General features: G+C 61.4%; 22 protein-coding genes. 12 read left to right on the forward strand and 10 right to left on the reverse strand.

Annotated elements, in window-relative coordinates:
- Nucleotides 1–2: 2 nt before the first annotated feature.
- The 7 genes from BBBR_RS05670 to BBBR_RS05700 all read right to left on the reverse strand — a co-directional run bounded on the left by BBBR_RS05670 (nucleotide 3) and on the right by BBBR_RS05700 (nucleotide 4,950).
- The gene (locus BBBR_RS05670; RefSeq protein ID WP_003830729.1) at nucleotides 3–194 is read right to left on the reverse strand and encodes an antitoxin VbhA family protein; all 192 of its coding nucleotides are present in this window, start codon (nucleotides 192–194) and stop codon (nucleotides 3–5) included.
- 86 nt (nucleotides 195–280) lie between these two features.
- Nucleotides 281–718, reverse strand: a complete 438-nt coding sequence (locus BBBR_RS05675; RefSeq protein WP_003830728.1) for a hypothetical protein — start codon at nucleotides 716–718, stop codon at nucleotides 281–283.
- A 21-nt stretch (nucleotides 719–739) separates the two neighbouring features.
- Complete coding sequence (locus tag BBBR_RS05680; RefSeq protein WP_003830727.1) at nucleotides 740–1,153, reverse strand: helix-turn-helix domain-containing protein; 414 nt, start codon at nucleotides 1,151–1,153, stop codon at nucleotides 740–742.
- Nucleotides 1,154–1,290: 137 nt separating this feature from the next.
- A complete protein-coding gene (locus BBBR_RS05685) occupies nucleotides 1,291–1,839 on the reverse strand; it encodes a hypothetical protein (RefSeq protein WP_050755806.1) in 549 nt (182 codons plus the stop codon).
- 125 nt (nucleotides 1,840–1,964) lie between these two features.
- The gene (locus tag BBBR_RS05690; protein ID WP_003830725.1) at nucleotides 1,965–2,150 is read right to left on the reverse strand and encodes a hypothetical protein; all 186 of its coding nucleotides are present in this window, start codon (nucleotides 2,148–2,150) and stop codon (nucleotides 1,965–1,967) included.
- A 126-nt stretch (nucleotides 2,151–2,276) separates the two neighbouring features.
- Nucleotides 2,277–4,499, reverse strand: coding sequence for a type IA DNA topoisomerase (locus BBBR_RS05695; RefSeq protein WP_003830724.1), 2,223 nt, complete (start codon nucleotides 4,497–4,499; stop codon nucleotides 2,277–2,279).
- A gap of 19 nt (nucleotides 4,500–4,518) precedes the next feature.
- Nucleotides 4,519–4,950 carry a hypothetical protein gene (locus tag BBBR_RS05700; RefSeq protein ID WP_019727516.1) on the reverse strand — a complete coding sequence of 144 codons (432 nt, stop codon included), beginning with the start codon at nucleotides 4,948–4,950 and terminating at the stop codon, nucleotides 4,519–4,521.
- Between the two features lie 427 nt (nucleotides 4,951–5,377).
- Between BBBR_RS05700 and BBBR_RS05705 the strand changes: the two genes are divergently transcribed.
- From BBBR_RS05705 to BBBR_RS05760, 12 genes are all read left to right on the forward strand, one after another.
- Nucleotides 5,378–5,680, forward strand: a complete 303-nt coding sequence (locus BBBR_RS05705) for an LPD28 domain-containing protein (protein ID WP_003830722.1) — start codon at nucleotides 5,378–5,380, stop codon at nucleotides 5,678–5,680.
- Complete coding sequence (locus tag BBBR_RS05710) at nucleotides 5,677–6,036, forward strand: hypothetical protein (RefSeq protein ID WP_003830720.1); 360 nt, start codon at nucleotides 5,677–5,679, stop codon at nucleotides 6,034–6,036. The genes BBBR_RS05705 and BBBR_RS05710 overlap by 4 nt, the downstream gene beginning before the upstream one ends.
- 379 nt (nucleotides 6,037–6,415) lie before the next feature.
- The gene (locus BBBR_RS05715; protein WP_003830718.1) at nucleotides 6,416–6,703 is read left to right on the forward strand and encodes a DUF4160 domain-containing protein; all 288 of its coding nucleotides are present in this window, start codon (nucleotides 6,416–6,418) and stop codon (nucleotides 6,701–6,703) included.
- 16 nt (nucleotides 6,704–6,719) lie between these two features.
- On the forward strand, nucleotides 6,720–6,968 hold the full coding sequence (locus BBBR_RS05720; protein ID WP_003830717.1) for a DUF2442 domain-containing protein: 249 nt from the start codon (nucleotides 6,720–6,722) through the stop codon (nucleotides 6,966–6,968).
- A gap of 447 nt (nucleotides 6,969–7,415) precedes the next feature.
- Nucleotides 7,416–7,796, forward strand: coding sequence for a MobC family plasmid mobilization relaxosome protein (locus BBBR_RS05725; protein WP_003830715.1), 381 nt, complete (start codon nucleotides 7,416–7,418; stop codon nucleotides 7,794–7,796).
- A gap of 2 nt (nucleotides 7,797–7,798) precedes the next feature.
- Nucleotides 7,799–9,424, forward strand: coding sequence for a relaxase/mobilization nuclease domain-containing protein (locus tag BBBR_RS05730; protein ID WP_003830714.1), 1,626 nt, complete (start codon nucleotides 7,799–7,801; stop codon nucleotides 9,422–9,424).
- 43 nt (nucleotides 9,425–9,467) lie between these two features.
- Nucleotides 9,468–10,541 (forward strand): PcfB family protein, encoded by a 1,074-nt coding sequence (locus BBBR_RS05735; RefSeq protein ID WP_003830713.1) that lies wholly within the window; start codon nucleotides 9,468–9,470, stop codon nucleotides 10,539–10,541.
- Between the two features lie 12 nt (nucleotides 10,542–10,553).
- On the forward strand, nucleotides 10,554–12,572 hold the full coding sequence (locus BBBR_RS05740) for a hypothetical protein (RefSeq protein WP_003830712.1): 2,019 nt from the start codon (nucleotides 10,554–10,556) through the stop codon (nucleotides 12,570–12,572).
- Nucleotides 12,573–12,649: 77 nt separating this feature from the next.
- A complete protein-coding gene (locus BBBR_RS05745) occupies nucleotides 12,650–12,955 on the forward strand; it encodes a hypothetical protein (protein ID WP_003830711.1) in 306 nt (101 codons plus the stop codon).
- The gene (locus BBBR_RS05750) at nucleotides 12,952–13,272 is read left to right on the forward strand and encodes a hypothetical protein (protein WP_003830710.1); all 321 of its coding nucleotides are present in this window, start codon (nucleotides 12,952–12,954) and stop codon (nucleotides 13,270–13,272) included. Before BBBR_RS05745 ends, BBBR_RS05750 begins: the two co-directional genes overlap by 4 nt.
- 12 nt (nucleotides 13,273–13,284) lie before the next feature.
- Complete coding sequence (locus BBBR_RS05755; RefSeq protein WP_003830709.1) at nucleotides 13,285–15,117, forward strand: VirD4-like conjugal transfer protein, CD1115 family; 1,833 nt, start codon at nucleotides 13,285–13,287, stop codon at nucleotides 15,115–15,117.
- Nucleotides 15,114–15,737: a hypothetical protein gene (locus BBBR_RS05760; RefSeq protein WP_019727511.1), complete on the forward strand. Its 624-nt coding sequence runs from the start codon at nucleotides 15,114–15,116 to the stop codon at nucleotides 15,735–15,737. Before BBBR_RS05755 ends, BBBR_RS05760 begins: the two co-directional genes overlap by 4 nt.
- Here BBBR_RS05760 and BBBR_RS05765 read toward each other — a convergent pair.
- The 3 genes from BBBR_RS05765 to BBBR_RS05775 all read right to left on the reverse strand — a co-directional run bounded on the left by BBBR_RS05765 (nucleotide 15,697) and on the right by BBBR_RS05775 (nucleotide 19,846).
- Nucleotides 15,697–16,656: a DNA adenine methylase gene (locus BBBR_RS05765; RefSeq protein ID WP_225851444.1), complete on the reverse strand. Its 960-nt coding sequence runs from the start codon at nucleotides 16,654–16,656 to the stop codon at nucleotides 15,697–15,699. The genes BBBR_RS05760 and BBBR_RS05765 overlap by 41 nt on opposite strands.
- Before the next feature lie 48 nt (nucleotides 16,657–16,704).
- A complete protein-coding gene (locus BBBR_RS05770; RefSeq protein ID WP_019727510.1) occupies nucleotides 16,705–18,105 on the reverse strand; it encodes a ParB/Srx family N-terminal domain-containing protein in 1,401 nt (466 codons plus the stop codon).
- 385 nt (nucleotides 18,106–18,490) lie between these two features.
- Entirely contained in the window at nucleotides 18,491–19,846 is a 1,356-nt protein-coding gene (locus tag BBBR_RS05775; RefSeq protein ID WP_003830703.1) for a hypothetical protein, read from the reverse strand.
- Nucleotides 19,847–19,888 lie beyond the last annotated feature (42 nt).

A 19,888-nucleotide genomic window follows, 5' to 3' on the forward strand; every position in this document is an offset into this window, starting at 1 on the left:
CATCACTCCAGTCCGTAACGGCGACGGGTGCGGGCAAGAAGTTCGGTGCCATCGATTGTTCCCCGCGCATATTCTCCGGCATCGCGCATGAAGGCCCTCGTCACGTCGCCGCCTTCCAACCGCACGGACTGCACCGACAGCCCGACATTCTCCGTGCGGCGGCGCATCTCGGATTTAGATATCGTTCCGAACATCGTGCCTCCCTTTCTTCTTAAATCCTAGCAAAACCGACAGCCCTTAGACAGAGCCGCGCCTGATTCCGCCCCTCACGCATGTCGTGTCAGGCGTCATGCCGTTCGTTCCGGTCCGCGTCAAGGGCCATAGCCACCTCTTCCGATACCGGCATGTACATCGTCGTTCCGCCGGAGAACTGCACGGCGGTCCGTTTCGCAGCGCGGTGTTCGGCCCTGGTGGGCCGTTCGAGAATCCACTCGGCGAACGCGCGGATGATGATGGAGGCGACGATCACGCCGATGGATCCCAAGAAGCACGGGATGAAGTCCGGCTTGGCGTGATCGGTCCAGAACCAGGCGATCAGCGCGAGGATCAGCGCCAGGCCGCCCGACAGGGCGGCGAGCTTGTGGAATACGAGGGCGATCGTGCGGATGGGATGCGTGACCAGTCCCACCGCCAGCGCGACGACGACGAGCAGCATGATGAAGCCGGCGGCGATGATGGCGACACCCAGGTATATCGCGAGCATGTAGAGTCCGAACATGATCGGTCTTCCTTCCCTCTCCTATTTCGTTTCTTCGGGCATGTAGGTGTAGGTGATGGCGACGCCCTCCGCTTCGAGCAGCACGGCGGCCTCGCGTACGGCGGCGGCGTGCCGTTTCACGGATGACTCAGACTTGATCCAGTCGGGCATGTCGTCGGGCAGGTCGGAGACGCGCGAGAACGAGAGCGTGACCCTCGTCTCTCCCCTGTGCCGTTCCACGATGGCCGCGACGGCGCGCCTGTGTTCGGCGAGATAGTGTTCGAGCATCTCCCGCATCCTATCCGAAGGTTGGATCCGGTATTTCTCCGACTCGTATTTCTTGACCATGTCCACGGTGAGGTTCGCGAGCACGGCCACGTCGTGCTGGGTCATGCCGATGCGTTCGCGCGTCGCGCGCATCCACGCCTTGGCCTCGCTCCAATCCTCTTCTGCCATGATCCCTCCTGGATATAAGAAACCCGGGTCCGCCTACGCGAACCGTGATTATACCTTTAGTATAATCGAGGTTTTAGGCAGGGCGGACCCGGTGTTTTCCTCGGCACGGCACTCTGACTTGCCCGCGCCGAGTTGCTTCACTCGGTCTGGGCCGGCGACGGATCGACATCGGCGGCGGTCTTGCGCTGCTGGTCGAGCATCTGCTGCTGGATCAGAACGCTGTTGGTCTGTGCCGTGTACTGCTTCTGGGCCATGTCCATGCTTTCCTGATGGCGCAGTCCCTCGACGTCGGCGAAGACGAGCTGCTGGATGTTCTGCGCGAGCTGCATGAGCTTGTCCTTCTCGAGGATGGACACCTTGACGCTGTTCCTGCCGCCGGCCTGGTTGACGAAGTCGAGCTGCGCGCTCATCGTGTTCGCCAGGTTCACGGCCGCGAGCAGGAGGAACAGGATCCCCACAAGCGCGCTGCTCGAAAGGAACGAGAGTCCGGCGACGAGGAAGACGGCGCCCCAGACGAAGCTACCGAGGTTGAACTTCGTGTTCGTGTCCACGGACGCGATGTTGCGCAGCGGGATCGTCTGCGTGGACGAGCCGAGCGGGATCACGCCCAGCAAGGTGTTCGGGCTCTTGTACATTACGCGCATGTCGCTCGCGGCGACACTGGTCCTGAGCCAGAACAGGACCACGGACGGGCTGAACCGGTCGCCGATGACGTCGGTCTCCCCCGTCGCGTAGGTGAATTCTGTCATGGTCTGCTGTGTTTCGGCCATTGTCCGTTCTCTCCTTGTTTTTCTGTGTTGTTGGTTGGTTTCTACTCGTCGGTTGACGGGAAGTTTGCGTGTCCGCCCAGTTTGAGGGCTTGTTCGATGCGGCGCAGCCGTAGGTCGAGTTCGTTCTGGCGTCGTGCGATAGCGAGGGTGATGCGCATGGTGCATGCGTGGTCGAGCATCGGATCGTCCGGACGCTGGCCCGTGGTTTCGGATTTGTCCTCGTTCATGGGACTGTCGGCCTTTCTATGGGTGGGATGGTTCCACGAGCGTGAGTTCGGTGATGAGCCGGTTGACGGCGATGCCGGCCTCCCCCGTCGCGCAGGTGGATTCTGTCATGGTCTGCTGTGATTCGGTCATTTCCTTTTCCTTTCCTTGTTGTCGTTGAAGTCGAATGCGATGCCCTTGTCCTTGTCGATGACGAGCGAGGCGTCGAACCCGCTGCCCTTCCTCGAGGTGAAGCCCTTCAGGCCGACCTTCCGGCCGGCGAGCAGGCCACGCATGGTCGTGTCGGTGATGGTCTTGCCGGCTACGGTCGTCCAGGCGCGCCAGCCGCATCCCTCCGTGGTCCTCCATGTACCGTCGGATTGTTTCTCGCGCCGGTTGGTGGAACATTGGAACACCTTGCCCGTTTTGATGACGGGCTTGCCGCAGCGTGGGCATGGGCCGAACGATTCCGTGTTCCGCGTCTTCGCCTGCACACGGTCCTGCCGGACGGTGGTCTGCGCGTCGGCCGGTATGCGCGCGGCGAGGTCGCGGAACTCCGTTTCGACCTGCGAGGCGTCCGCCTGTCCGTGTTCGACCTCCGAGAGGCGTCGTTCCATGTCGGCGGTCAATGCCACGTCCTTGAGCTTCGGGGCGACCACGTCGATCAGGGAACGGCCCTGGTCCGTGGAGCGCAGCTGCTTGCCCTTGCGGTCCACGTATCCGGTGCGGATCAGCTTCTCGATCACGTCGGCGCGCGTGGCCGGGGTGCCGATGCCTCCCGAGTGGGATTCGTCGTCGTCCAATGCGACCTTGAGGTCCTTGTCCTCCACCCAGCGGCTGGCGTGTTCCATCGCGGCGAGCAGCGTCGCCTCGGTGAACGGCTTCGGCGGTTTCGTCTTTCCCTCGGACAATGTCGCGCCGCATTGCGGGACGAGTGCGATGGAGACTCCGTCGACGAGGTTCGCGGGGATGATGTTGCCCGCGGTCTCGTCGGCGGCATCGTGATCCTCCTGCGGCACGTCGTGTTCGATGGCGTGCCAGCCGAGGGAGACGGGCTGGTCGGAACGGCTGGTGAACCTGGTCCGTGATTCGTCGAGCGGCGCACCGTCCATCGGGTGCCGTTCGGCCCAGGCGGGGTCGATGTTCGCGACGACGTTCGTCACGTCGTGCACGTAGTCGTCGCCCACGGCCTCCCACATGCGACGCGCCACGCGCGTCAGCACGAGACGTTCGTCGTCGCCGAGCTCGTCGAGCGTCGCCTTGTCGGCCTGCATGGTGGGAAGGATGGCGGTGTGGCCGGCCACCTTCGCGTCGTTCACGGTCAGTTCGAGTCGCGGCCGTTTCGGTTTCGCGGACGGTTCGATGAAGCCGGTAACGAGGCGGTCGCCTTTGGTGAGGCCGCGCAGCGTGTCCAGGTCGTCGTGCGTGACGTACTGCGAGTCGGTGCGTGGATACGTCGCCAGTTTTTGCTCATACAGGGATTGCAAGGCGGCCAGGGTGCGGGCGGCGGTCAGGCCGTGCAGCCGGCTCATATCCTTCTGCAATCCGGTCAGGTCGTACAGGCGGGGCGGCGCGTCGTGCTGCTGTTTGCGGTCGGCCTTGAGGATCTTGAAGGTGAAGTCGTCCGAGTTGACGATCCGCAGCAGGGTCTCGGCGTCCTCCCGCTTGTCCAGGCGTTCGCCGGCCAGTTTCCATCCGCCCATCGGGGCGACGACCTTCCAGTACGGTTGGGTCACATGGCTGGCGATTCGCCGGTCACGGTCCACGATCATGGCGAGCGTGGGCGTCTGCACGCGGCCGACGGTGAACCGCGCGTTGTAGACGAGCGAATAGGCGCGTGAAGCGTTCATGCCGATGAGCCAGTCGGCCTTCGCGCGGATCATCGCCGAATCGGCGAGTCCCTGGTATTCCGTCTCGTCTTTCATGGACGCGAGGGCGTCGCGGATGGCGTCTTCTTCCAAGCTCGCGACCCACAGGCGTCGCATCGGCTTGGAGACGCCGGCATGCTTCACGATCCGACGGAAGATGGCCTCGCCCTCACGGTCGGGGTCGCATGCGTCGACAAGCATGTCGACTTCGCCGCGGCGCATCAGTCCCGCGACGACCTTGTACTGGCGGTCCGCGCCCTTGTCCCGGCCGACCTTCCATTGCCAGTCGGGTGTCGGGTCGATGGGCAGCGTGTCGAGGCTCCACCTGCCCCAGTCGTGGTCCTTGTATTCGTCGGGCGCGGCCAGGTCGACGAGGTGGCCCTGCGCCCAGGTGACCAGGTCGTCGCCGACCTCGATGTAGCCGTCGTGTTTTTCCGCGTGCCCGCCGAGCGCCTGGGCGATAGCCTGACCGACCGAATGCTTCTCGGCGATGATCAATCGCATCTCGCATCACTTCCGATCATCAGTAGTTGCCGGACGCCCATGCGGGCCGTCCATCGTCCGAGGTGTCGGGTTCGGCTGCGGGCTCCTGCGGGGCGGTCTCGTCGTCCGCCGCCTGGACATCGGATCCGGTCGTCTCCGGATCCGGTTCGGCGACGGTTTCCGGCTCGGGTTCGGCGGGCGGGGTTTTCCTTCCGGCCGGCGCGGCGACGAGTTCGCCCTTCGCATCGAACGCGATGTTCTTCTCCGTTCCGGTCATCGCCAGCTTGTCCGCGATCATCGTCCGGCTCATGCCGGGGAACGCCTCCTCGAATTGCCTCGCCGCGTCGCGCAGCGCCTGCGCGCTTTTGCGGAAGTTGTCGAGGCGGTTGTCGAACTTCTTCGCCGCCGTCTCCTTGCGTTTGAACGACTCGCGTTCGTCGCGCAGGAAGTCGTCCACGTAATCGGATGCCATGGTCCGTTTCCTTTCCAGTCTTGTTTTCATCGGTTCCCGGTTTTGATCCGGCTGGAACCATGGTCGCGCGATTGGACACATGCCGGTTTGGACAGTCGGGCTCCGCCAGGATCACACGCTTGTGATCCTGGCTTCGCCGGAAACGGAGCGCGGCCCTGGGCCGCGCGCTATCTTCGCCGACCCTTCCGGGATTTCCAGGCGTCGACGCCTGGAAGGGAACGGTCGGCCGGCCATGGTTCATCATCACAGCCCCGCGCCCGCGTCTTCGGAACTGCGTGTTCCATGCTCCGCTCCGGGAGGGCTTCGCCCGATTATCCCGAAGCGGGCACGGCCCACGCGTCCTCCACCGCGCGGCGGGACCGCGAGGCTGCCCCCTGTCCGGCGAAAGGAAAACAGGAACGCCGGCGGGACACTAAGGAGTGGAACCATGCGGATGGAACCGATGGAATTGCAGCACGCCGTCTTCGAGACCGACGGGGGACGAATCGACGCGATGTGGAGCGACGTGCGTCTCCACGCGGGCGACATTCCCGACGGATGGCACTGCTACGCCGTCAGGGGCGGCGACGGTGGATGGCCGCCATGCAGCATCGAGAAAACAGTATGGGTCAACCACGCGGGCGACATCATCACGCCCGACGACCTCGACCCGCTGCTCGAAAGGAACGGGTGGATGCTCGTCATCAGGGACTGGTGGTTCACCGACGAACCGTTCGGGTGCGCGGAATGAAAGGAGACATGGACATGAAGGAGAAGAACAGGGCCGAGGAATGGTTCCGGGCCAAACACGACGAGCTCGCCGGGACGGCGCGTGCCAACCTCGCCGCACACGACTTGGAACCCGGACAGGAGGCCTACCATCTGGACAGCCTCCACTATGCGACCGCCGAACAGATGGAGGCCATATGCCCGACGGGCATCGACTTCGACCGGTACGCGACTCTGGCGAACGGCAGCGTCAGATACGACGAGGCCGACGCGCATTGGGCCGACGCGGCATGGTGGGACGAACAGGCGCGAGCCATGTGGGACGAGGTCGACGACATCCCTGACGACGGCCTCTACTGGACAAGCGTCGAAGACTAAAACGTCATCGCCGTTCCCGGCCAAGCGACGCCCCGGGACCGATGCCGCCCGCATGACGCGGGCGGCGCTTTCGGCGGCCAGAGGACGATTACCGTCCTCTGGACTCCACGCGCCGGGAACCGTTCCCGGACCCGACAGGGCGTCGCCGTGGCACGGAGGCCACGTCTCGCCGACGGGAAACGGAGCGCGGCACCAATGCCGCGCGCATCCCGAGGATTTTCTTTTGACCGGCCGGCTGACGCCTTGATCATAGCGGCACGCGGAACCTGTCAACGCCCACGCAGCGAAACCCGTAGTTTCGACGCGTTCTCATGACGGAACCCGCTACCACCGCTAGCGCTTTCGCTTGACCATCCGGTCAAAAGAAAAATATCCTAGAATGGAAGACAACGAAAACAAGGAGGCGGACATGCCGGTCATCAGCATGTTCTTCGGAATCATCATCACCATGAACGCGGACGACCATGTTCCGCCGCACATCCACGCCAGATACCAAGGACATGAAGCGTCCTTCACCTTCGATGGCAATCTGCTCAAGGGAGACCTACCGCGCAAGCAGCGCAAACTGGTCGAGGCATGGGTGCTGCTGCATGCCGAAGAGCTGGAAGCCGACTGGGAGCTGGCCTTCAACCTCGAGCACCCGTTCAGAATCGACCCGCTACGCTGACAAGGAGGCAACGGACATGACCATCGACTATTCAATCAAAGTGACCCAATGCGAGCCCATGCCCGGCTACAAGCTCAAGGTCACCTGCTCCGACGGCGCGACCGGAATCTTCGACATGTCCCGATACGTCGACCGCGGCATGTTCAGACCGCTCAAGGACCCGCAGACGTTCGACCGCGTGCGACTCGCGTTCGGCGTGCCCTCATGGCCCGGAGACATCGACATCGCCGCGGAACGCGTCCGCTCCGACATGCAAATCATCTAGGAACCCGCGCGCCCCTGCCCCGACCGTCATCAAGACTGCCGGGGCTTTTTCATGCCCGTATGTATGACGATATGACGCGCCACCGACCCCGCGTTTTTTCGCGAGGCCTTTTCATTTCCCGCGCTCCAAGTGTCCAAACCCATCGCCGTTTCCACGAGGGACGATTGGCGTAAGACACCGGCCTTCCCCTCAAGGCCATGAGTGAAAGGAGCGAGGAGTGAACGCGATCATCCTTCACGGCATTCCGCAATCATGCCGTGCGAAATCGCTCCCAATCAATGAAATTGATATGGGAGTAGCAAGCGACGTGATTGGATATCCAATCACTCGATTCGCGATGCGAATCGGCTTGCCGGGAAGACCCATGCCCCATGGTCGGCGGAGCCTCCAGACCGCTCGCGCGGCATCACAGAAAACCCGTCCCCACACCTCACACGGAGGCGTGGAATGAGCCGGGCCGAGAACAGGACGCACTGCGTCGAGAAGATCATCAGGTTCACGCCGGACGAGTGGGAGCGGGTGCGGAAGCTGTATGAGGAGCTGACCAGGTACGCGCCGGAGCACCGGTCGTTCAGCTCCTACGCGCGCAGGATGCTGTCCGAACGGCGCATCCACGTCACCGAGATCAGGCCGCTGACGGACCCCGAGCCGATCGCGCGCGAGATCGACCGCATCGGCGTGAACGTCAACCAGATAGCCCACTGGGCCAACGCGAACGAGCACATCACGCCCGCCCAGGTGGAGGAGATCCGCGCGTCGTTCGACCGCATCGAGCGTCTACTCGGCGACCTGTTCGCCGACAGGCGCGAAGCCGAGCAGGACGTGTGAGCATGGCGGTGGTCAAGCTCGGCAAACCCGTGAAATCGAATCTCGGTGGACCCGACGGGGCGATGGCGTACATCATCGATCCCGCCAAGACCGACGGCGGAAGACTGGTCAGTTCCAACTACGAGCGGACCAGGACGGACTACGACGCGCTGGCCGAAGGCATGCTCGACGACAACCGCAGGTCGCCGAAAGGCATCCGGAAGGACAGCCGGCTGGCCTATCACATCAAGCTCAGCTTCAGTCCCAAGGACCCCGTGACGCCCGAGCGGGTGCACGAGCTCGGTGTGGAGTTCGCGCGCCGGATCACGGGCGGCGAATACAAGTTCGTGGTCGCCACGCACACCGACCGGCACCACCTGCACGACCACATCATGGTGTGCGCCGCGTCCCGGGGCGAGCAGCATCTGAAGGCCGAGCTGCCCAAGGACATCATCGACCAGTGGCGCGCGGTCAGCGACGAGATATGCCGCCGCGAGGGGCTGAGCGTCGTGTTCAACCCCGTCGTGGAGGAACAGACGCGCAAGATGCGTGGCGGCGAGACAGCCGCCGGCGACGCCGGAACGTCGCCGGCGCGCGATCCCGAACACGACGATGAAGCATCCGCGCGGAGCGCGAACGAACCAGAGGCGAAGGCGCGGAAAACCACGGTCGGGGAGCCGTTGGAGCGCCGGTACGGCATGTCGATGGAGGAGATCTACGCGTCCGCGAAGGGTCTGGGAACCAAGGACCGGATCCGCATGCTGATCGACCTGACCTCGTCCACGGCGGAGAACTTCGAGGACTGGAAGGACATGCTCGACATCCGAGGCGTCGGTGTCGAGGTCCGCGGCCGGCACCTCACATACACGCTCAAGGACACCGGCTTCAAGGTCCGCGACGCGAAACTCGGCCAGGCATACGACATGACGAACATCATGGCCGGACTGCAAAGCACGCCCGTCATCCCCATCACGTTCAACCGCCGGCTCGTCGCCAAACAGACCAGGAAGACGGTCACCGTGTGGCTGCCCGGCACCCACCGGAAGAAGAAGATCACTTTCGACGCGAAGCGCCTCATCGACGACGGCGGCTCCACGCTGCGCGCGTTCCTGCCCCGCGACCGCGACCAGATCATCCTCGACCCGTCCAACCGGTACGCCGGCAAGACCCCGACGCCCGGCCTCTACCAGTGGTTCGGCGAGCCCACGAGCCGTCTTGAACCGCAGACCACACCCGAACGACTGCCCCTCAGATACGGGGTCAGTCCCGCACAGCAGCGCTACTACCAGGCGCAGGCGCGCCGCCTCGACCGCCTCGCCGGCGAGGCGAAGGCGCTGAACGCGGCGATCCGCTGGACCAGGCTCGCGGACGGCGACAGCGCCAAGGGACTCAGGCTGCTGCGCGGGAGGGTCCGCGAATCGCACGACGAACTCCAGGCCGCCGTCATCGCGTTGCACGACGCGATCCAACAGGGAGACCCCGACCTCGTGGCCGAGACGCGCGGCGAGATGGAACGCCGCGAGGCCCTGTGCGGCCGGTACGAGGACGAGCTGTCCGCCATCGAACGCGAGATCCACACGACCCGCGACCGCGAGCAAACGGAGACCGAGCAGCGCGAACAGCAGCACAAGCGCGGACGGTTCATCTGAACCGTCCCAGGAAACACCAACCGACAACAGAAAGGAAACCGCAATGCCAATCGAGGAACAGGCTGAGGAGAAGATCCAGAACGTCGTCCAGACCGTCATCACCGGAGGCGCGAAGCTCATGCTCAGAATCCCCAAGGGCGTGGCCATGGCGCTGCTCCGCTCCGGCATGAAACTCGCAAAGACCGGCGTGCACGCCGCGGGCGCGGCCGTGAAAGACGGGATCGACAGCGGCGAGATGTCCGAGAAACGATTGCAGAGGAAGAAGGACGGTGACCTGCACGAGCTGCAACTCGACGACTCGACCATGCGCGAGGTGCAGCACAGCCTCAAGCAAGCCGGCATCGACTACCACCTCGAACGCACCGACCAGGGCCAATTCATCCTGCACTTCGCCGGCAGGGACGAGGACCACGTCCGCCACGCCGTGCAACGCGCGTTCAAGAACATGGGCCTGGACATCGCCGACGAAGACTTCACCGTCGAGCAGACGGAACAGCAGGAACGGACGACGGAACAGACCCGCAACGAACCGGAAACCCCGACGCGGGAGACGACCGTCGAACCGGCCGCGAAGCCCCTGCCGACACAGCGCATCGCCTGGGACTTCGTGGATCCGGAGGTCATGGAGATGGCCGCGAACAGCCTCGCCGCCCGGCATCCCGAACTCTCATGGGACAAGCTCATGGGCGACACGACATGCGACGAGCAGACCGGCCGCGATTTCGCGGACCGGATCATCGGCAAGGCCGCCGCCGACCCGAGCCTGCGCGACGAGCTCGACGCCATCCTGCGCGACGACTACGGGCAGGGCGCGCAAACCCAGGAGCAGAACCGTGCGCAGACGCCCGAGCCAAGCCGGGAGACGCCGGCAACGGAGCCGGAAAACCAACCGGAACCCACGCCGGCCGAGGCCCGGGCGCAGGCCGAGCAACAGCAGACACAGGCCAGAGCAGACAATCCCAGGCCGGCCGGCAAGGAGCGGAAGCCGAAGCCGATCCGGTCGAAGAAGGCACTGCTCGAACGGTTCAAGACCCGGCTCAACGAGAACCTCACCGAGCAGAAGAACCACATGCCACCCACCCAGAACAGGGACCGCACGCCCCGCAAGGGCCGCTGAAAGGAAACCACAATGAACCAGCAGGAACAGGCGACGAAAAGCGCCGCGATCTTCCAGGACACCATCAACGGAACCAACGACCCGACACCATGGCCGGTGACCATGTGGGCCTCGTCCGGCGACACGATCTGGACGGCCGGCACGGCAAGGACTGTCGGCGAGGACTCGGTGGGCATGATCTACGGTCCTGGCGACACCATCGTTCACCGGAACACAATCGCCGGCGACACCACCCGCGCCACCGAATCCTTCGCCATCCGACCGGCGGACGGGCAAAGCCCGATGGACGCGATGCTCGCGGGCATCGAACAATGGAACCACCGCCATCCCGACCGGTGGGACACCGTGACAACGCCGGGCCAGTACCGCATGACGGATCCGACGACGGGACGGCCTCTCCCGATGGGATGGAGCGCCAGCCTCGCCGCAGCCGCGTCCGCAGCGGGCCGGCTCGACCCCGACCTGCTCCAGGCCAGCCTCATGCAGAACGCGGTCGAGCACGAGCCGCGCCCCTGCGTATTCTTCCTGGAGGACAACGGATACGACCTCATGGTCTTCTCCTGGCATCGAAACCAGCAGGGACTGTTCGACGCGATGAGCTTCAAGCACCTGCAATACGACGACCTGAGCATGCAGGTCACCACCATCAACCACAGCGAGGACATGAGCGAGTCCTTCCCCGCCAAAACCATGAGCGACGGCGAACTGCTCACCCAAAGCCGCATCTACCGGGATGAATACCAGCACTGGCGCGAACAGGACGGCGGACCAGTCGCCCACGGCATGACCGGCCGCGCCATGCGCAGCGGACTGCTCAAACCAGGACTGGAACAGAAGCCACTGCTGAACCTGAACGACGGTCGACGCGCCCCGGACTGGGACGAGTTCACCGACCAGGCCGCCATGGCCATCCTCCAGGGCCGACCCATCTCACCGACGCCAGCGCTCCCCCAACAGGAACAACCAGCGCAGGCCACCGACCCCGCCGCCGCGACACAGACACCGGCTCGGACGGCCGCGACGACAAAACAGGTCTGGCCGAACGCGTGGGTGACGAACAGGCTCGCGCACACCTATATATTGCGCGCGAAGGACGGACGCGACTGGCCGAAGATGATCGTCGGACTCCCCCGCGGCACCGCCATCGACGGACAGGACCTGACCGGCTGGGCCACCGACATGTTCATGAGCGGAAAGAACCAAAAGCAGAAGAACGAGGGACGGGCCGTCAACCTCAGATTCAAACCAGACACCCCGGTCGAACTGTTCACCGGCCGCGGCACGGAACGCCGCACCATGCATGTCGACCCGCAGACGCTCGTCCAGGCGATCATCGACGCGCAGAAACGCAACCGCGACGTCGAGGAGACGCTCGACACGGCATCGGTGGAACTCGCCTCGAAAACCGTAGAGGAATCCTGGCCGCAAATCAGTCGCATGCAGGGCCGGTTCACGGAATACCAGCGCGCTGGCACGTACAAGCCGGCCGTCGCAATGAAATGGGCGCGCCGACTCGTCGACCGGACCGCCGAAACGGACGAAGGACTGTGGACCAACCGCCAACGCCGCCAGGCCGCCGGACTGCTCATCCAGGAACTCGCCGGCACACAGGAACCGACGCAGGACAGAGACAAAACGGCGAGCCGGCCAACCGTCGAACAGGACGCGGAGGCGACGGACACGCCACGGAAAACGGAGCCGACCACGTCGACGGAACAGGGACGGGACCACGACGAAGCCGGCTCGCCGGCCCTGGCCGCCGTCACGGAGACGAAAGCCGAATCACTGGAGACGACGAGGCACGACAAACCGGAACGACGGCACACGGACCTGAAGTCAACGCTTGACCGGTTCCGGACCAGGCTCAGGGAGAACCTCGACGGATTCAACACAGCCATGCCCGCACCCGGCCTCAACCAGCTGGACGAGCCCACGCCGGAACAAGGCCGCGACCTCGACCGGTCGGAACCGGAACGCCCGGCGCCCGAGCGGGAGCAGCCCGCGTCCAAGTGCCACGGACTGGGACTGTAGGCCCCACACCCACTGTAGGGGCGGCGCGCTTCCGCGCCGCCCTGCATTCATTCCACACGAAGGAACAGAGGACACGCATGACAACAGAAGCAAACGACCGGCCGGAACCCGTCATCTGGTTCGAGGGCACTCTCATCAGGGATCCGCAGCCGCACGGAGGGCAGGACGACTGGCTGCTCGAGACACTGGCCGATGCCGACGGGCCGAAGATCACCATCCATGCCAGCGGCGAGGATCACTCGGCGAACATCCGCGACAACGCGCACAGGGGATCTCGCCTCATAGTCAAAGGCACCGCGGGAGACGAGGGTTCCGGCGTCGATATCGAGGCCACGAGCCTCGCGGTCGATCCCAGCCACGACGAGCCGGACGGGGAGCAATGACACGGACCACCGTCAGCGGGATCAGACCGGACAAGACCGGCACCGGCGAATGGATCGACATCAACAGTCACGTCGGCCGGCTCATGTCCACGATCATGGCCGGCGGCCGGCCGTTCAGCATCGACGTCACGCCGGCCGGCATGACCATCGTCACGCCCCTCCTATCCCCGGCAGTCGGCCCGGACACGGAAGCGGCCGGCGGGGACGACTCCAAGATCGGAACGGACCCGCACGGAGAGCGGATCACCAGCAGGAAGACGCTGTACGAGCGGTTCAAAACCAAACTCAAAGCAAACCTCGACGAAAGAAAACAATAGAAAGGAACAACCATGGAACGAATAAGAGGAATCGTCATCAAGACGCTGACCGTCCTAGCGGGATTCTGGCTCGCCGACCTCGCAGCCGCACGCATCCAGGACGGCATCGCGACCGGCGAAAGCGTGGAACGGATCATGGACGGCATGACGACCATGCTCCAGCATCCGACCGCCCTGGGATTCGATCGGGCCAGCCTCCTGTGCGGACTGGGCGGCGCGTGCGCTGTCGGCCTGTTCCACCTTTACCGGTGGAGCATGAGACGCAACTGGAGGGACGGCGAGGAGTACGGGTCCGCACGCTGGTCCACCAGCCGGGAGATGGCCCCGTATACCGACGGCGATACCAGGCAGAACCTCCAGATGACAGCCACCGAGGGCCTAAGCCTTGACGCGCAGGCCACGCGACGCAACCTCAACACCACCGTGATTGGCGGATCCGGTTCAGGCAAGACCGCCACGCACGTCATCCCCAACATCCTCAAGGGCAGCATGAACTACACATGCACCGATCCGAAGGGCGAACTCTACGCGAAGACCGGCGGAAAACTGGAGAAGATGGGCTACACGGTCAAACAGCTCGACCTGGTGGACCTGACCAGCGAGACGAAATTCAACCCGATGCGATACATCGACCCCGACAAGCCCGACGTGGCGATCATGCGCCTGGTCACCAACATCATGGACAACACCAACGGCTCCACACCCAAGGAGCACCAGACCGACGACTTCTGGACCAAATCCGAACGCAGCCTGCTGACCGCGCTCACCGCGTTCGTCTATTACCTGCCCGACGACATCCTCGAGGACTGCCTGCACATCGACGCCGGACAGACCCTCAACGCGGTCGCCGACATGCGCGATCTGCTCGAGGCCAGCGAACAGGACGAGACCAAGGAAAGCCAGGTCGACGCCGTCGCCCGGACCGCCACGGAGATCTATGAGGAGACCCGCGCCGAATGGAATCGCGATGGCGCGGACCACAACGATCCGGACCTGCGCGAGGCATGGCGTCTCGCCCAGGGCCTGAAGTTCGCGGCCCGCCAGTACAGGCCCTTCACCCAGGGCGCGGGAGAGACCAAGAAGGGCATCATCATCAGCCTCGGCGTGCGTCTCGCCCCATTGACAGTCGGCCCGGTCCGGGAGATCCTCTCCGACGACAACCTCTGTATCGACCGGATCGGCGGATACGCGGACGAGCACAAGGGCGGATACAGGCATCCCAACGGGAAGACGGCCATCTTCCTCGCCCTGCCCGACGAGGACCCGACATTCAACTTTTTGGCCGCGATCTTCTACCAATGCCTGTTCGACAGCATCATCCGCCGCTGCCGCACCTACCCCGGCGAATGCCTCGCCACGCCATTGCACTGCTTCCTCGATGAGTTCGCCAACGTGGGACGCATCCCCAACTTCGACAAGCTCATCGCCACGATCCGCTCGCGCAAGGTCAGCGTCAGTATCATCCTCCAGACCATCGCCCAGCTCAAGACGATGTACAAGGACTCGTGGGAGACCATCGTAGGCAACTGTGACTCGGTGCTGTTCCTCGGCGGCAACGAGCAGTCCACCACCGAATGGCTCAGCAAGCTGCTCGGCAAGGAGACCATCGACATCCGCACCACCAGCGACTCCAAGGGCGTGTCCGGCAGCCACACCACCAACTACCAGCGCACCGGCCGCGAACTCCTCACGCCAGACGAGCTCGCGCAATTGGACAACGACAAATGCATCTACAACCTGCGAGGACTGCACCCGTTCCTCAGCCGCAAAGCATGGCCCAACACCAGCATCCCCAAACCCAAATCAAAACTCAAGCACTCCAAAGGATGGAGGAAAGCAGCATGAGGAAACCCGACACCGACGAAACCATAGGGAACAACGTCCACGGCATAAGGATCGCACGGCGCATATCAATGCAAGAGGCTGTGAACGGCATGAGGGAACTCGGACACAGCTGGAGCAAAACCACTTTGTTCAGCATCGAGCACAACACCCGCCGCCTACTGGCATCAGAAGCATTTGATTTTCTCATCTGCCTTGGATATGACCCCGAAAAAGACCTCATGCTGATCTTTGGTGAGCCGCCGTCCCCAGCTGACTATTCCATACAACGCTGCGGCCGATGCGCCACCAAGGTAGAAGACGCCTGGAACGTTTATCTCGGAGCTCTGGAAGTCGCCGAAAAGTCGCTCACAGCAGAAACAGAAAAAGGCGAAATCACCAAAGAATATGCCGATGCACAACAGAAGAAGCTGCGGACTTGGGAAAGGTCGATGAGCGAGGCAATCAAAAAAAAAGACGCTCTGAACACGGCACAGGCACGATATCGCTCAAAACAAGTTAATCATTTATATGTTTCTCTCATATCATGCGACGGATACGAGTTAGATGCCGACAATGGACAAACCCGAAGCATCCACATAATTATGACAAGGTGTTGTTACCCTCGTCACTTATTTGACTAAGAGTCACGTTGGCATATGATTGCATGGTCATCTTTCTCGATGCAAACATATATTCAGAATAGTAGCCTCTTTTATTCGCTGAATAAGCTATCTGATATTCATATTGTTTAACGTTCTTATCGGAATACAACCTGCATATTTGAGGCGCTTTGTCATAAGTGAGTATCCAGTTCCAATCCGGCTCAGCGACGAGGCGCTTCGCAACCAGAGAGTGGATGGTTTCGGTTGCATATGAATTATAAAGATTCCGTCCCTGCACATAGTAAGGAGGATCCGCAAATATGAGACTGTTCTTCATATCGCAGAATTTGCCATCAGAAAGCAATTTGAAGAAATGGCTGGCCTCTAGGTTGCTAACAGTGATTCTCTCTTTTTCCGCTGCTATTCGCTCTATCCTCTTCTTGAGTGTGCTTTTGTTAAATCGAGAAGAAATGTTGTATTTCCCGTCTTGGGCGGCACCTCCTATCGGCCCACCTTTGATGACACCACTTACGTTCATGCGATTAAGCATGAAGAAGTCGAATCCTTTCCGTCGAATATCCGAATAATGGTTGAAATCGTATCTTTTCCTGATAGCCTTCCAGTATTCCGAGTACTTCGAAGATTGAGCCGTGGGTTTTTCATCCGAATAGTCAAAGGGGACGCGGTCGATTTCACGTAGCAGATATTCGGGTTCGTTGACAAGAGAATACCAAAACGAATATACGCCGTCATCAAGGTCGTTGATAATAACTGCATCTACACGACCCGACAACAAAAGATTGATAGCAACGCCTGCTCCGCCTGCAAAAGGCTCGATATAGGTTCCGGTTATATGGTTAGTCTCCAACACGTTTGCCACGAAACGTGTGATTTTGCCTTTCCCGCCGGGGTATCGCAACGGGGTATTGGAACCATTTGTCAGCTTACTTTGCGCCATAAACATGAATGATATTAGAAGATTCCCATTTTGGCCAGTTCGTTCGAGTCATACACCCTGTTTTTTGAACTGCACATATTGCTGACAGAGCATAGCAAACAATACCGCATCATTCGACAGCCTCATGATGGTATCTATGTCGTAATCCTTCATAGACTTGTGCGACCCAAGCGATGAGTATTCAACGGACTCTCCGAAATCGGTATTTTCGATTACATTATGAGCCTCTTGGTAGGTGTCGAATACAATCCTCCCGGCCTGCAGATAGTCTTGGAATTTGTTGTTTTTAAACAGGCTATGGACATATGAGACGTTCTCTTTATGCTTTGCGCTGACCCCTGTGTTGGGAAGATGAATCTCATTGCAGGATTTGTCCAATGCAAGAAGGGACAGTTCGAAGATCACACGTATCGCCGGCGCAATCAAGAATGCTTTCGCCCATCTTTTGGTGCTGTCGTCCTCCAGTACTCCATATGCGTTCAAAGCGGAAAGCATAAAGTTCGTGTCTTCGAATTCCGGCGCGTCGGTCATCCATTCCGGATTGTTGTACATCGCACCAAGGTGCCGGTCTCGATTTGTGGCGAACTTGCTGGCGAAATCATGATTGAGGCGTTTCGCGGCAAGTCTTGGCGACCTGACCGTTCCTTGTCCTTTTTCCTGAAGAGGAATGATTATGTCCTGCTTGATGACATCGTTATTGAGGCGTGAAATAAGGGTGCCGTTCTCTTGACAATATCCCTTAACCTCATCAGCCAGTTCTTTGACTTTGTCCAGTTGCTCGGGGGTTATTATATCCGGATTCTTGATATCAAGATATTCCTTGACCGGAGCCGAGTTGAAAACCCTTCTCGTGCTGGTCGTAGCGTTCGAACCTCCGAGATAGCTTGTCAAGGAATCTCCAAACTGATTCTGGAACGGCGTTTCAAGCTTGTCCGAAAACGTCTGCCTTCCTGAGAAGCGGGCTTTGGCCTCAGTGCTCCATGGAATCGTGCCGGCACCGTCCTGAGGGCCGTTGTGCTTTCGATTGAGGATTTCCCTCAGCTTATCCTGTTCATTGTCACCGAAAACAACGATGTCCAGACTGCTCGGAATGTTCTGCGGATATTCCGCAACAAGGTTCTTCAATCTCTTGTAATCTCGGTCATCAAGAAGTTCACGGTAACAATCTGGGTTTTGCAGCAATTTGATTGCAGACAATCTCCTATTCGCATCGTGAATCACATACTTGTCGCCGGCCCTTGTCGCAAGGATCGGCTCAACATCGTTCTGATAGCCATTCTCCGCTATTGACGATGCAAGATTCATCAATTGCCGCTTTGATGTCGATTGAGACTGTGCACTGAAGTTATAGATTTTATTGAGTTCATCCATCTGGTCGATTGATGGTTCAACTCTCGGGTTCGTCTCCCAGAGACATAAATCCGATACATTGACATTTATACGTTCCATAAATAGTTCCTCCGCTCCACCGAAACAAACTCAATTCATTACCTTATCCTATGTCCAATGATATCCCCAGACCTCAGTGTTATCCTCTCCCCGTTATCTAATTGAAAGTACAACACACCCGTTAGACTCAGCTTGATGATCCCGAACACCGCGCACGCTTGGAGGAGCTGTGCCGGCGGTTGAGAGCACCCATGCATGAGTCAGTGCAGCCAACATGCGAGGAGGTCACCGACTGGGTGTGTAACCTCGCGTTGTCCGTCTGCCGGAGGGAGCATGAAGTCTTTGGCTTTCCCTGCGAACGGCCTCGCATTGGCTGACGCTCATGAAAGAGCGCGTTCCCGAATCAGTTTCGATGAAGCTCCCGTCACCCATCACCGTTCACGAATCAGAGCCCCGGATCGCTGCCGGGCAAGCCGGTGCCCCCGTCTGATGGCGCGGGCACGGACCATCCCGGCGAGGCTCCGCCCGTATTGGTGGAGGACGACGAGCCTCCCGAAGACGGACGTCGAACGGTTTCGGAACCGGATCCGGAACTTCCTTGGGATTGGGATTGGCTTCCTCCCGAATATGAGGGTGTTTGCCGCTGTGGAACCGATTGGGATTGCGATGCCTGCGCCTGCTGCGCGGCGGCCGCAGCGGCTTCCTGTTCTGCCTTGGCTTTCGCCTCCGCGTCGGCCTTTTCCTTCGCCATCTTCGATTCGTTGACCTCTTTCACGGCTTTTGCGATGGCGTCCGCGTCGCGTTTTTTGATGGCGTCCAGCAGGCTTGCGCGGGTCTTGTCGTCCGCCACCTTGCCGTCGGTCTGCTTGTACAGCGCGTTCGCGTCGTCCACGGTCTTGTCGAGTTTGCTGTCGGTGACGGCCTTGGCCGCGGTCTTGAGGTCGGTGAGACGGTTCTTGAGCTCTTTGGTCGTTCTGCGCAGCGCCGCAGTGGTCCTGTCCACGTCGGATGTGACGGCGTCGGGCGCGCAGGAACCCTTGATGGTGGACGTCTTTGCGTCCAGGAGCCGATTCAACGCATCAAGCGTCTTGGGATCCGCGACTTGGCCGCGACTGGTGTCCTTCAATAGTCTGGAGGCTTTGGCCGTGGTCCTGTCCAGGTCGGACTGGATGGTCTTGCGTGTCGCTTCGGCCGAGTCGCATGCGCTGATTGCGGTCTCATGCGCCTCTTGCCGCACGGCGGCGGCGTGGCGGGTTTTGATTTGCAGTCCCATCCAGGACACGGCGATGAGGCTCGCGGCCATGACGATCGCGACGAGCGCTTTCCCGACCGGGAAGACGCGACGCACCTTCAGATCGTCGGGGTCGGCCGAGTAAGTGACGGTCAACCCCGACGATTCCGCTTCCGGTATTGGAGGGATGTCCGCTGTATCCGATTCCAAGTCGGCGATTCGTTCGAGTGCGGCAAAATCGTCGTCGGCGTCCTTCAGGGCCTTCTCCGCCGGCGCAGACACGGGTTCCTGCCCCGGCTCGTCTTCCGGCGGCAGCGGCGCGGACGGTATGGCGACGCGACGGCGGCCGCGCATGGACGCGGGCGGCAGCGGCGCGGCGCCGGCCGTGTCAAAGCCTTGCTCCTGCGCGGTATGCCACCAGTCGGCGAGCTCCGGCCACGCGTGTGGGTGTTCGGCGATCAGGCGCATCCATGGACGCCAGCCGGGCTCGTTGGCCATGGCGTACAGCTGGTCGTCCGTAAGCTTGGGGCTGAGAATCGGCTCACCCGTCTTCCTGTCGATCCTGGTCATTCCTCTCCGCCCTCGTCTTTGATGAGGACTGGCTGATCCTGT

Origin of the sequence: Bifidobacterium breve DSM 20213 = JCM 1192 (genome assembly GCF_001025175.1) — a bacterium.
Classification (GTDB): Bacteria; Actinomycetota; Actinomycetes; order Actinomycetales; family Bifidobacteriaceae; genus Bifidobacterium; species Bifidobacterium breve.